This is a genomic window from Pelomonas sp. KK5 (assembly GCF_001984095.1).
GTDB lineage: Bacteria > Pseudomonadota > Gammaproteobacteria > Burkholderiales > Burkholderiaceae_C > KK5.
Window position 1 is genome coordinate 1 of record NZ_LYVQ01000163.1, and the last position, 14,790, is coordinate 14,790.

Annotated in this window: 1 protein-coding gene; it reads right to left on the reverse strand. The window is 70.0% G+C overall.

Annotated elements, in window-relative coordinates; all coding sequences use genetic code 11:
* Positions 1–14,790: tandem-95 repeat protein (locus B0W88_RS22120; protein ID WP_077036796.1), on the reverse strand; the 14,790-nt coding region annotated here is incomplete at both ends.

Here is a 14,790-nt window from a genome sequence, read left to right on the forward strand (position 1 = left end):
GGTCTGGCCCGGTGTTCCCGGGTCGTTGAGGACCGGCACATCGTTGACCGCGGTGACGTTGATCGTGACGGTGGCCGTCTCGGTCACACCGCCGGAGGTCACGGTGTAGCTGAACGTCGTACTGCCGTTGAAGTTCGCTGCCGGCGTGAACGTCATCGTGCCGTCGGCGGCGAAGCTGACCATGCCGCCAGCGGCCGGCTGCGTGATCGACGTGACCACGGCACCACTGTTCTCGAAGCTGTCGTTGGCCAACACGTTGAATGTGACCGGCGTATCCTCGTCCGTGGTGACCGCGTCGGAAGCGACATCGGCGACCGCATTGACGCCGACCTTGACCGTCGCCTGCACCATGCCGCCATGGCCGTCGCTGACGGTGACAACGAAGCTGTCCGCGCCGTTGAAGTCCGCCGTGGGCGTGTAGGTGTAGGAGCCATCGGCGGCGATGCTGACGGTGCCGTGGGATGCCGCTGTCGTCTCGGTGTAGCTCAGCGCATCGCCATCCGCATCGCTGGCGCCGATCCGGCCGGTGAAGGCGGTGTCCTCATCGATCGTTCCCGAGTACGTGCCGGTCGCCGGATCGAGGCCCTGTCCCGGCACCGACGGATCGCCCAGCACCGGCACATCGTTGACGGCATCGACGCTGAGGTGGATCGTCGCCGTCTCCTGCGTACCGCCGGACGTGACCGTGTACTCGAAGTCCATCGGGCCGTTGTAGTTCGCGGCCGGGGCGAAGGTCAGCGTGCCGTCGTCGTTGAGCGTCACCGTGCCGTGCGCCAGCGTCAGCGGCACGCCGACGCTGATCGGCTGGCCGTCGATCGCGGTGATCGCCGCGTCGGCGTTGCTGAAGCTGTCGTTGTCCAGCGGGTTGAAGGTGAGCGGCGTGTCCTCGTCGGTGCTGACGGTGTCGTCGGCGATGTCGGCCACCGGGGCGATCGTGATCGTGCGGGTGTCGACGTCGCTCAGCTCGCCGTCGTCGCTGGTCATCGTCAGCAGCACGCTGCCGTTGAAATCGTCGACCGGCAGGTACAGCGGCGCGTTTGCGGCCAGGAAGGCATTGATGTCGTCCAGCGAGCCGGTCAGCACCAGCGTGTCCGTGCGCGAGCCGCTGACGGTGACGCCGTTGCCGGACAGCGCGGCCAGCGTGCCCGCTTCCACATGCAGCGTCACCGTGATCGGCCCGCTGGCATCCACGTCGGCCACGGAGAGGCCCTCCAGCGGCAGCCGCGAATCCTCGGCGGCGCTATAGCCGCCCGCCGGCAGCGTGTTGACCGGCGCATCGTCAATGGCCCGGATCGTGACGGTGATATTGGCGGACTCGACATCGCCGCCCGAGCTGACCGTGTATTCGAACACCGCCACGCCGTTGGCATCGGCATCGGGCACATAGGTCAGCGTGCCGTCCGCGTTCAGCGTCACCTCACCCTTCGAGACCCGCACCGGGCCGCCGCCGACCGCGATCGCGATGCCGTCGATCGCGGTGATCTGCGCGGCCGGATTCGAGAAGGTGTCGTTGGCCAGCGGGGCGATGACGAGCGTGTGGTCCTCGTCGGTCTGCGCCGTGTCGTCGAAGGCATCCTGCACCGGCTGGATGTGGATCAGGATGTCGTCGCTGGCGACGCCGCCGCTGTCGTCGCGCGTGACCATGGACAAGGGCATGTCGCCATGGAAATCGCCCACCGGCACGTAGGTCGGCGGCGTGGCGGCGAGCCAGGCCTGCAGGTCGGCCAGCGTGCCTTGCAGCACCAGCGTGGTCGTGCCGTCACCGCTGATCGTGACGCCGGCGCCGGCCTCGCCATGCAGCTGGCCGAAGTCCACCTGCAGGGTCAGCGTGAGCACGGAGTCGCCGGCATCGACGTCGCTGATCGACAGGCCGTCCAGCGTCAGCGGCACGTCCTCGGTGGCGACGTACTGCGCGGGCAGCGTGTTGACCGGCGCGTCGTTGACGCCGTGGATCGTGACGGTCAGCGTGGTCGAGGAGACATCGCCGTCGGCATCGGTGATCTCGTAGGTGAAGACGTCGGTCAGCGTCTGGCCGGCGGCCAGCGCCTGCACGGACGGATCGTCCGGGTCCAGCGTGTAGCTGTAGTGGCCGTCGGCGCCCATCACCAGCGTGCCGTAGGCGCCGGCCACGTCGCTGCCCACATGGCCCGCCGCCGCCGTGCCGCCCGCGGCCACGCCGGTCACCGGCCCGCCCGCCACCGCGCCATCGGCGCCTATCGCGTCGTTGGCCACCACGTTGCCGCTCACCGCGGCGCCGCCCTCGTCCACGTCGGCCGTATCGGGCCGCGCCTGCGGGCTGTCGTCGACGATCTCGATCGTCAGTTGCTTCGGGAAATCCAGCGTGCTGTTGCCGAGTATGTCCTTCAGCGTGATCGGGATGCTGTCGGTCACGGCACCCGCGCTGTTGTTCGCCGCGCCGGTCAGCTGGTAGGTGAAATGCACCGTGCCGACCAGGATGCCGTTGGCGTTGACGACGCCCTGGTCGTAGCCGGTGATCGTCAGGATGCCCTGCCCCATCGGGATGCCCTGCGAGGGGCTGTCGTCGTGGAAGTTGAGCAGTTCGGCCAGCGTGAAGTGGGTGGTGCCGAAGACCAGTTCGGCCAGCGGGTACAGCGGGTTCAGCACCACGCCGAACTGGCCGTCCACCAGCGCCGGGCCGCCGTCCGACTGGGTGCCGCCGGGCAGGTCCGCCTCGTCGATGACGGTGCCGGTCGTGCCCACCACGGCCGGGATGGCGACGATCTGGAAGCTGATCGTGGTGGTGCTGGTGCTGCCGTCGTGGTCGGTGGCGGTGTAGGTGAAGACGTCGGTCAGGTGGCCGCCGGGCGTGATGTTCTGCACCAGCGGGTCGAGGAAGTGCGGCGAGTAGGTGTAGCTGCCGTCGGCCTGCAGGACCAGGTCGCCGTACTGACCGGCGATGGCGCTGCCGACGCCGCCGCTCGATGGCGCGCCGGTGTCGCCGGCCACCACGCCGGCGACCTTCAGATCGCCGTCGGCGCCGGCGATGTCGGCCGTGCCGTCGCTGCTGTTCGGGTCGGTGCCGCCGCTGCCGGTCAGCACGTTGCCGCTGGCGGTGCTGCTGGGCTGCAGCGGGATGTTGATCATGTCGTCGCGGTCGGCCTGCGCCTGCGGCGTGTCGTCCACGATGCGCAGCGCCAGCGTGCCGGCATTGGCGGTGACGGTGCCGTCCGCATCGGTCGTGCTGATCAGGAAGCTGTCGTTGACGATGCCGCCGCTGTGGTCCACCGCGCCGGTCAGCGTGTAGCGATAGCTGAGCACGCCGGTCCGCGCGTCGTAGCCGATGATCTCCAGCGTGCCGTGCGCGCCGGCGATGGTGATCGGCGTGGCCTCGCTGGCCGCCGCCAGCAGCGCCGGCGTGAGCGCGGGCGAGTTGCCGATGGTGAGGCTGGCCAGGTTGGCCGCGGGGCCGACGTCGAAGCTGCCGTCGGCCACGTCCTTGCCGCTGCCGGCATCGGTGCCGCCGGCCAGCGCGGACTCGTACACCGCCGCGTCGGTCGTGCCGTCCGGCCCGTCGCCGAGGCCGCTGACCTCGACCGGGTCAGCCACCGGCGTCACGTGGATCGTCACCGTGGCCGACTCGGTCACGCCGCCGGAGGTGACGGTGTAGCTGAAGCTCGCGTCGCCGTTGAAGTTGGCGGCCGGCGTGAAGGTGACCGTGCCGTCGGGCAGGAAGCTGACGGTGCCGGCCGCCGCCGGCTGGGTCACCGCGCTGACGTAGGCGCCGCTGTTCTCGAACGTGTCGTTGGCCAGCACGTTGAAGCTGACCGGCGTGTCCTCCGCCGTGGTGACCGTGTCGTCGACGATGTCCACCACCGGCGTCACCGTCAGCGCCACCGTGTCGGTGGTGCTGGAGAAAGCGCTGCTGCCGCCGCCGCTGCCGGTGTCCGCGGTGCCGCCGGACGTGCCGCTGCTGCCATCCCAGGCGCGTATCGTCAGCGCGCTGGCGAGGCTGCCGTTGTAGTCGGTCGTGGGCACGAAGGCGATGCGGCCGCCGGCCGCCGAGAGCAGCAGCGCGCTGCCGTTGGAGACGGCCGGCAGCGCGGTCCAGGTGGCGCCGTCGTCGGTCGAGTAGTAGAGGGTGCCGTGCGTGGTGTCGGCGCCGACGATGGCGATGCCGAGGCCGCTGCCGTCCACGTCGGTGATGCCGCCGGTCAGCGCGGAGACGGCCGTGCCCATGGCGCCGGTCGGGATGCCGCTGTCCTCGGCGATCGTGCCCAGCGCCAGCGCGGTATCGGCCAGCACCGGCGCGTCGTTGACGGCGTTGACCGTCACGGTCACCGTGGCCGTCTCGGTCACGCCGCCCGAGCTGACGGTGTAGCTGAAGCTGCTGGTGCCGCTGCTGTCCGGCGTGGGCGAGAAGCTCAGCGTGCCGTCGGTGTTCAGCTTGACCGCGCCGCCGGCCACCGCGACGGCCGGCCCGCCGGCGGTGATCGTCTGCCCGTCGATCGCGCTGATCTTGCGGGCGGGGTTCTCGAAGCTGTCGTTGGCCAGGGCGTCGAAGGTGAGCGTCGTGTCTTCGTTGGTGGCGACCTGGTCGGCCACGATGTCCGCCACCGGCGTGATGTGGATGGCGATGCTGTCGCTGTCCTGCGCGGTGCCGTCGTCGCTGATCATCTGCAGCGTGACGTCGCCGTTGTAATCGGCCACCGGCGTGAACACCGGCGCCGTGGCGGCGAGGAAGGCGTCGATGTCGGCGCGGGTGCCGGTCAGCGTCAGGGCGGCCGTGCCCGAGCCGGCGACGACCACGCCGCCGCCCGAGGTGGCGCTCAGCGTGCCCGACGTAAGGGCCAGGCTCAGCGTCATCGGGCCGGCGTCCGGATCGGCCACCGAGAGGCCGGCGAGCGCCAGCGGCACGTCCTCGGCAACCGTGTAGCTGGCGGGCAGCGTGTTCACCGGCACGTCGTTGACGGCCTTGATCGTGACGGTGATGTTCGCCGTCTCGGTCACGCCGCCGGCGGTGACGGTGTAGCTGAATACCGAGCTGCCGTTGGCATCGGCCGTGGGCACGAAGCTCAGCGTGCCGTCGAGGTTCAGCGTCACGGTGCCGTTGGCCACCGCGACCGAGCTGCCCGGCGTCACCGCCTGGCCGGCGATCGCGGTGATGTGGGCGGTGCCGTCCTCGAAGTTGTCGGCGCCGGCGATCTCGCCACTGCCGGTGATCGGGTTGAAGACGACGCTGGTGTCCTCGTCGGTGCTCACCTGGTCGGCCACGATGTCGGCCACCGGGGCGATGGTGATGGTCCGCTGGTCGGTGTCCGCGGTGGCGGCCGTGCCGTCGCTGCTGCTCATCGTCAGCGTGACCGCGCCGTTGGCATCGGCGGCCGGCGTGAACAGCGGCGGCGTGGCGCCGAGGAAGGTGTTGATCGCGCTGCGGGTGCCGGTCAGGGTCAGCGATGCGGTGCCGGAGTTCTGCACCGTCACGCCCGCCAGGCCAGTGGCGCTCAGCGTGCCCGAGCTGACGGCGAGGGTCACCGTGATCACCGGGTTGTCGCCGTCCGCGTCGGTGACCGACAGGCCGGTCAGCGCCAGCGGCACGTCCTCGGTGGCCGCGTAGCTGGCCGGCAGCACGTTGACGAAGGGGTCGTCCACCGCGGCGATCGTGACGGTGATGCTGGCCGTCTCGGTGACGCCGCCGGCGCTCACCGTGTAGCTGAAGGTGGAACTGCCGTTGGCATTGGCGGTGGGCGTAAAGGTCAGCGTGCCATCTGCATTGAGCGTGACCGTGCCCTTGCTCACGGTCACGGTGCTGCCGGCGACGACGGCCTGCCCGTTGATCGCGCTGATCTTGCGGCCGGTGTCCTCGAAGTTGTCGGCGCCCGAGGTCTCGCCGGCGCCGGTGATCGGGTCGAAGGTGACCGGCGTGTCCTCGCTGGTGCTGACCTGGTCGTCGACGATGTCGGCCACCGCGAAGACGGCGATCGAGCCCGTGTCGGTATCGGTGGCCTGGCCGTCGCTGCTGAGCATCTGCAGCGTGACCATGCCGTTGAAGTCGGGCCGCGGCGTGAACACGGGCGCCGACGACAGGCCGGCGAGGAAGGCGTTCAGGTCGGTGACCGTGCCGGTCAGCACCAGCGCCGCCGTGCCCGAGCCGGACACGGTCACGCCGCCGCCGGCCGTGGCGCTCAGCGTGCCCGAGCTCACCGTCAGCGTGACGGTCAGCGTGCCGCTGTCCACATCGGTGACGGCGAGGCCGCTGAGGACCAGCGTCCTGTCCTCGAGCACCGAGAAGCTGGCCGGCAGCGTGTTGACCGGCGCATCGTTGACGGCCGCGATCGTGACGGTGATCGTCGAGGACTCGCTCACGCCGCTCGAGGTGACGGTGTAGCCGAAGCTGGCGCTGCCGTTGTAGTTGGCCGCCGGCGTGAAGGTGAGCGTGCCGTCGGCATTGAGCGTGACGCTGCCGTGGGCCACGGCCACCGTGCCGCCCGCGGCGATGGCCTGTCCGTCGATCGCGGTGATCGCGCGGCCGGGGTTCGAGAAGCCGTCGGCGCCCGAGACCTCGCCGCTGCCGCTGATCGGGTTGAAGGTGACCGCCGTGTCCTCGTTGGTCAACACCTGGTCGGCGACGATGTCGGCCACCGGGGCGACGGTGATCGTGCTGCCGTCGGTGTCGGTGAGCGTGCCGTCGGAGCTGACCATCGACAACGCCACCGTGCCGTTGAAGTCCGCCACCGGCTTGAAGACCGGCGCGGTGGCGAGCAGGAAGGCGTTGATGCTGGCCAGCGTGCCGCTCAGCGTCAGCGTGCCGGTGCCCGAGCCGGAGACCGTCACCCCCGCCGCCGACGTGGCCGCCAGCGTGCCCGAGGCGACCGTCAGCGTGACCGTCATCGTCGAGCTGCCGGCATCGACGTCGGCCACCGAGAGGCCGATCAGCGGCACCGTGCCGTCCTCGCTGACGGCATAGGCGGCCGGCAGCGTGTTGACCGGCGCGTCGTCCACCGCGGCGACGTTGATCGTGATCGTGGACGACTCGGTCAGGCCGCCGGCCGTGACCGTGTAGCCGAAGCTCACCGTGCCGTTGAGGTTGGCGGCGGGCGTGTAGGTCAGCGTGCTGCCGTCGGCGGCGAGGCTCACCGTGCCCGCGCCGCTGGCCAGCGTGATGGCGGCGCCGCCGGCCGTGATGGCCTGGCCGTCCACCTGCGTGATCTTGCGACCGCTGTCCTCGAAGTTGTCGGCACCGGCAGTCTCGCCAACGCCGGTGATCGGGTTGAAGCTGACCGGCGTGTCCTCGGTGGCCGAGACGGTGTCGGCCACGATGTCGGCCACGGCGCTGAGGCTGATCGTCAGCTTGGCCGTGCTGCTGCCGCCGGCATTGCTGATCGTGTACGAGATGGCCGGCAGCGAGCCGTACCAGTCGGCCGCCGGGACGAAGCTGTAGCTGCCGTCGGCGTTGATGGTCAGCGCGCCGGCGGTGCGGCCGGCGGCGTCGCGCACGGTGGTGGCGGCGCCGATCGTGATGGCCGTATCCGGCGTGCCGTCGTTGTTGGTGTCGATCTTGATGGCGACGATGGTCGCGCCGCTGCGCAGCGTGTCGTTGGCGAGCAGGCCGGCGGCGGCATTGGCGCTCAGCGTGGTGTCTTCGCTGGTGGCGAGCGTGTCGTCCGCGGCGACGGGCGCCAGGATGGTGATGACGTTGTCGCGGTAGTCGAGGTCGCGCGTGGGCGGGCTGGCGTCGCGGCCGTCGTCGGCGATGTCGTCGTCGGTGTCCGCGAGGTTGAACTTGACGACGCTGGCCGTCAGCCCGCTGCCGCTGCTGGTGACCGAGCCGTCGTTGACGTTGAAGCCATCGTTCGGCGTGCCGTGCTCGAAGATGTCGAGCAGGCCGTCCTGGTCGGTGTCGGTGGTCGAGGTGACGGAGGTCGGCTGGCCGTCACCGCGCTCGGTGATGTCGAGCTTGCCGTCGCCGTCGCTGTCGGTGTCCTGAAAGTCGGGCTTGCTGTCACCGTCGGTGTCCACGGGCGTCAGGCCCTGGCTGGCGCCGGGCGCCTTGCTGCTCGTGTTGGCGTCGTAGCGATCATCCAGACCGTCGTGGTCGACGTCGATCATCGCCACGCCCTGGCCGCTGGGCGGCTTGTAGCCGGCCGTGGTCTGCGCCTCGACGTTGTCGGGGATGCCGTCGTTGTCGCTGTCCAGATCGAGGCGGTCGACGATGCCGTCGCCGTCGGTGTCCAGCCTGGCCGCGCCAGCGGCGCTCAGGGCCAGGCCGATCTCGCGGATCTGCACCGTGTTCGCGCCGCCGCCGGGCCACATCGAGGTGACCCACAGCTCCATCCGCGCCACGCCCGCATAGGTCTTGCTCAGCGCATAGGTGGTGTAGCCGGTCGGTGTCGTGTCCAGGCCGCTGAAGCTCTCGGTGCCCAGCAGCTTGCCCTGGGCGTCGTACAGCTTGAGCACGACGTCGTAAGGGCCGTCGCCCTGGGCGCCGGTATCGGGGGCCAGGTACAGGCTGTCCACCGTCAGCGGATTCAGCGCATTGACGCCGATGATCATCGGCTGCGTCAGCACCTTGCCTGCCGCGTCGTAGCCGAGCGGGTCGTAGACGGTGAAGCTCGTCGTGTTGCCGTCGAAGGCGGCGCCGATCGCCGAGTAGCCCGAGGTGACCGTGCCGTTCGTGACGGTGGCGCTGGAGACGTCCCAGTAGGTCGGGCCGATGTAGTTGCCCACCAGGCTGGGGGAGACGCCGTCGAGGTCGTCGATGATGCCGTCGTTGTCGTCGTCGATGTCGGCGGCGTTGGCGACGCCGTCGCCATCGGTGTCGATCGGCGTCAGCACGGCGGTGGCCACATTGGATGCCGTGGGTGCCGCGGTGGAGGTGGCCGCGACGGTGATCGTGCGCGCTGCGCTGCTGCCCGAAGTGGTCGAGAAGCGCACCAGTTGCAGCGCCGACTGATAGACCGCCGTCGTCGCGCTGCCGGTCAGCGTCAGCACGCCGCTGTTGACGTCGTAGCTGGCCGTGATGCCGTTGACCGTCTGGCTCAGGCTCAGCAGATCGGCCGCGGTGGCGTTGGTCAGCGTGATGGTCATCGAGGCGATGTTGTCGCCGTCCGCATCGCTGACGCTGATGGCGCCGCCGATGGCCACGGCGCCCTGGTCGTAGCTGCTCGCGTAGCCGGTGCCGGCGCTGCCGGTGTCCAGGTCGATGGCCGGCGCGTCGGGCACCGATGTCACCGTCATGTTGATCGTGCCGAACTCGGTAACGCCGCCGGAGAGCACCGTGTAGGCCCAGCTGATCGCCGTCGTGCTGTTGTAGTTGGCATCCGGCGTGAAGCTCAGCGTGATGCCGTCGGCGGCCAGGCTCATCGTGCCGTGGTTCACCGCCACGGCCGGGCCGCCGGCGGTGATGGCCTTGCCATCGATCGAGGTGATCAGCTTGTTGGGGTTGGAGAAGCTGTCGGCCCCGGCGCTCTCGCCGCTGCCGGTGATCGGGCTGAAGACCTTGACCGTGTCCTCGGGTGTCGTGACCGTGTCGTTCGCGATGTCCGTGACCGAGGTGACGGTCGCGGTGACCACATCGGTGGCGGTCGAGAAGGCCGTGGTGCCGCCGTTGACGCTGGCATTGCCGCGGCCGCCGCTGCTGCCGCTGGTCTGGTCCCAGGCGCGGATGGTGAGCGTGGCCGTGCCGTTGTAGTCCGGCTTGGGCTGGAAGTAGAGCTTGGTGCTGCTGGCGCAGGTGAGCAGCAGCGCGTTGGTGTCGGAGACCGTGCCCACCTGCTGCCAGGTGGTGCCGCCGTCCAGCGTGTACCACCAGGTGCCGTTGGTCGAGTCGGCGGCGGTGATGGCGATGCCGCGCAGCGAGCCGCTGTCCACGTCGGTGATGCCGGTGTCGGTCAGGTGCAGGCTGGCGATGGTCGTCAGCGCGGTGCCGAAGCCGCTGCCGGCCGGGGCGGCGGAATCCTCGCTCACGCTGATGATCGTGCGGTTCACGTCCACCAGCACCGGCGCGTCGTTCACCGGCGTCACGTTGACCGAGACCGTATCGCTGCCCGTGGAGAAGGCGCTGGAGATGCTGGTGTCGCCCTTCTGGCCGTTGCCGCCTGAGGTCTGGTCCCAGGCCTTGAAGGTCAGCGCGGTGCTGCTGGCGTTGCCGTTGAAATCGGCGACGGGCTGGAAGTACAGCCGGGTGCTGCCGTTGTCGGCCAGCAGCAGCGCGCTGGTGGACGAAACGGTGCCGACCTGGGTCCAGGTCGTGCCGCCATCGGTGGTGTACCACCAGATGCCGTGGCTCTGGTCCAGCGCGGTGACGGCGATGCCCTTCTTCGCGCCGGCATCGTTGTCGGTGATGCCCACGGTGAAGTCGGAGATCAGCGAGCCGACGGCGCCCGCCGGCGCGGGGTCGTCCTCGAGACGGTCGGCCGTGAGCACCGGCGTGCTGCTGAGCAGCGGCGCGGTGTTGGAGCCATGCACGGCGATCGTGTCGGTGGCGGTGGAGAAGGCGGTCGAGCCGCCGTTGACGCCGGCGTTGGCGGTGCCGCCGGCGGTGCCGCTGCTGCGGTCCCAGGCGCGCACGGTCACCGCGTTGGCGATGTCGCCGATGATGCCGGCATTGGGCTGGTAGTAGACCCGCGTGTTGCCGTCCGCGGCCAGCAGCAGCGCGGCGGCATCGCTGGCCGACGTGAGCGCGATCCAGGTGGCGCCGTTGTTGGTCGAGTACCAGAGCTTGCCCTGGCTGGCGTCGAAGCCGGTGATCGCCAGGCCCTTGACGGCGCCGGTGTCCACGTCGCTGATACCGCCCGCCAGGTCGCTCACCAGGTTGCCCACCGCGCCGCTCGGCGCGCCGTTGCTGGGCATGGTGGCGTAGAGGTCCAGCGAGGTGTCGGCCAGCACCGGCGCGTCGTTGACCGGCGTGACGGCGATGTTCATCCGGGCGCTGCTGCTGCCGCCGGGGGCGCTCATCGTGTAGGCGACCACCGGCAGCGCGGTGTCCAGGTTGGCGGCCGGCACGATGGTGTAGCTGCCGTCCGCGTTGATCCTGATCGTGCCCACGGCCACGCCGTTGCGCAGCATCGTGGTGGTCACGCCGATCGCGATGGCGGTGTCGGGCGTGCCGTCGCCGTTGCTGTCATAGCTGGCGGCGGTGATGGTAGCGCCGCGGGCCTGCAGGTCGTTGGCGAGCAGCCCGCTGGCGGCGCCGGCGGCGAGCGTCGTGTCCTCGGTGACGGTGACCGTGTCGTCCAGCGCCTGGGGCGGCGCGACGCCGGCGAAGTTGTCGCGCCAGTCGAAGTCCATGCCGGGCGGCTGGGCGTCGCTGCCGTTGTCGGCTGTATCGTTGTCGCTGTCGGCGAGGTTGACGGTGGTGACCGTCTTGGTCAGGCCGCTGCCGCTGGTGCTGAAGACGCCGTCGTCGACGTTGTAGCCATCGTTGACGCTGCCGTGCTCGAAGATGTCGAGCAGGCCGTCGCGGTCGGTGTCGGCCATCAAGGTGATGGAGGTGGGCTGGCCGTCGCCGCGCTCGGCGATGTCGAGGGTCCCGTCGCCGTCGGTGTCGACGTCCAGGTAATCGGCCTGCGAGCCGCCGTAGGTGTTGACCGGCGTCAGGCCCTGGCTGGCCGCGGCGGTCATGTCGGCGGTGTTGGCGTCGTAGCGGTCGTCCAGGCCGTCATGGTCGGCGTCGATCATCGCGGCGCCCTTGCCGCTGGCCGGCTTGAAGCTGGTGCTGGACTGGGCCTCCACGTTGTCGCTGATGCCGTCGTTGTCGCTGTCCAGGTCGAGCCGGTCGGCAACGCCGTCGGCGTCCCGGTCGGGGTTGACCATGGGTGCGGCCTGGGCGGCGAAGGCGAAGTTGACCCAGTGCTCGGAGGCCAGGTACTGCAGCGAGAAGGTGGTGAAGGTCCCCGTCAGCTGCACGACGGCATAGCCTTCCTGGCCGGTGATCCTGGTTGCGCTGTTGACGGTGATGCCCTGGGAGAACAGCAGTGTGATCGGGTCGCTGAACTCCACCGGCACGCTGGTGCCGCTCTGGCCGATGGACGCCAGGATGATCACCGGATTGGTGACCGGCTGCGAGAAGGTGATGGTCAGCGTGGCGGCGTTGTCGTTGGCGATGGCCGTGCCGGTCGCGGGCACATCGAACTCGTCGGGGAATACGTTGTTGCCAAAGATCGCTCCGGTTGTGGCCATCGGCTGGGTGGAGGTCACCGTGAAGTCGACCGAGCCCAGCGTGCCGGTGATGACCTTGGACGTTCCCAGGAAGTCCGACTTCGGATAGCTGGTGTAGACCGGGTAGACGATGCTCGCGTCGGTCGAGTACGGGCTCTCGACGACGTCGAGGATGCCGTCGTTGTCGTCGTCGATGTCGATGCGGTTGATCACGCCGTCGGCGTCGCTGTCCAGCGGCGTGATGGTGGCGGTGGCGAGGTTGGAGGCCGTCGGCGTGGTGACCGAGGTCGCGCTCACGGTGATCGAGCGGGCCGCGGCGGAGGCGGATGTCGAGGTGTAGCGCACCGCCTGCAGGGCCGTCTGGAACTGCGCCGGCGTGCTGCCGGAGACGCCGTTGGTGGTGCTGAGCGTCAGCACGCCGGTGGCGGCGTTGTAGCTGCCGCTGACGCCGGTGACGCTGTAGGCCAGCGCCAGGCTGTCGGCCGCCGTGGCGCCGGCCAGCGTGACCGTCATCGAGGCGATGTTGTCGCCGTCCGGGTCGCTGACGCTGATCGCCGGACCGAGGGCGACCGAGATCTGGTCGTAGGCGACCATGCTGTCGCTGCCGGCCGTGCCGGTGTCCAGGTCGATGCGCGGCGCGTCGGGGACGGCCGTCACGGTCATCTTGATCAGGTTGGTGGCCGTGCTCGACTCGGTGACACCGCCGGACTTGACTGTATAAGCCCAGCTGAACTGCGCCCCGTTGAAGTCGGCGGCGGGCGTGAAGGTCAGCGTGCGACCGTCGGCGGCCAGGCTCAGCGTGCCGTGGGTCACGGCCACGGCCGGGCCGCCGGCCGTGATGGCGACGCCGTCCACCGAGGTGATGATGCGGTCGGCGGCGGTGAAGCTGTCGTTGGCCAGCGGGTCGAAGGTGATGGGCGTGTCTTCCGCCGTGGTGAGCGTGTCCGTCACGATGTCGGCCACGGGCGTGACGGTGATGGCCGCGGTGTCGGTGGCGCTGGAGTAGGCTGTCGTCCCGCCGTTGACGGAGACGTTGGCCCGGGAACCGTTGGCCTGGGTGGCGACGTTGCTCTGGTCCCAGGCGCGGATGGTCAGCGTGGCCGTGCCGTTGAAGTCGGCATTGGGCTTGAAGTACAGGCGGTTGGTGCCGGCGTTGCTGAGCAGCAGCGCGTTGGCATCCGAGACCGAACCGAGCGCGATCCAGTTGGTGCCGCCGTTGGTCGAGTAGTACCAGGTGCCGTTGGCGCTGTCGGCGCCGGTGATGGCGAAGCCGCGCACGGAGCCGCCGTCGACGTCGGTGATGCCCGTCGTGTCGATGAACAGGCCGCTGGCGGCCGTGGTCAGCGCATAGCCGACGGCACCGACGGGCGCAGCGGCGTCCTCGGCGACGGTGCCCAGCGTGCGGTCCATGTCCACCAGCACCGGCGCGTCGTTGACCGCGGCGACGGTGACGGAGATCGTGTCGGTCGCGGTGGAGAAGGCGCTGCCGCTGCTCGCGTTGGCCCTCTGGCCGGCCGTGCCCGAGGTCTGGTCCCAGGCCTTGAAGGTGAGTGCCGAGGCACTGACCAGGCCGTTGAAATCGGCCTTGGGCTGGAAGTAGATGCGGGTGTTCGCGTTGTCGGCGAGCAGCAGCGCGCTGGCATCGGAGACGGTGCCGATGGCGGTCCAGCTGACGCCGCCGTCGGTCGTGTACCACCAGGTGCCGCTGGCCGGATCGCCGGCCGTGGCGGTGACGGCGATGCCCTTCTTCGCGCCGGCGTCGGCATCGCTGATGCTGCCGGTGTAGCTGGAGATCAGCGAGCCGACGGCGCCCATCGGCACCGGGTCGTCCTCGGTGCGGTCGGCCGCGTAGGTCGTGGTGGCGGCGTTGTTCACCACCGGCGCGTTGTTGCCGTGCACGGCGATGGTGTCGGTGGCGTCCGAATAGGCGGTGCTGCCGCCATGGGCGCTGGCGTCGCCGCGGCTGCCGGCCGTACCGCTGGTGCGGTCCCAGGCGCGGATCGTCAGCGCGTTCGTGATGTCGGCGCCGACCGTCGTCGGCTTGAAGTAGATGCGGGTGTTCGCGTCGGCAGCGAGCAGCAGCGCGCTGGTCTCGCTGATCGGGCTGCCGACGGGAATCGCCGTCCAGGTGACGCCGCCGTCGGTCGAGTAGTAGAGCGTGCCCAGCGCGCTGGACGCGGTGATGGCGATGCCCTTGACGGCGCCGGTGTCCACGTCGCTGACGCCACCGACCAGGTCGACCACCCGCGTGCCGACCGCGCCGGTCGGCACGGTGGCGCCCAGCGTGGCGTACATGTCGAGCGAGGTGTCGGCCAGCAGCGGCGCGTCGTTGACCGGCGTGACGCCGATGTTCACCTTGGCCGTGCTGCTGCCCAGCGGGGTGGTCAGCGTGTAGGAGATCAGCGGCAACGCGATGTCCACGTTGAGGGCCGGCGCGATCGTGTAGCTGCCGTCTGCGTTGATCGTGACGGTGGCCACGGTCACGCCATTGCGCTTGATCGCCGTGGCCGTGCCGATCGTGATGGCGGTGTCGGCGACGCCGTCGTTGTCGCTGTCGTAGCTGGCCGCCGTGATGCTGCCGTTGCGGGTCTCGAGGTCGTTGGCCAGCAGGCCGGTGGCGGCCGTGGCGGTGGCGGTGCCGTCCTCGAGCACGGTGATCGTGTCGTCGATCGG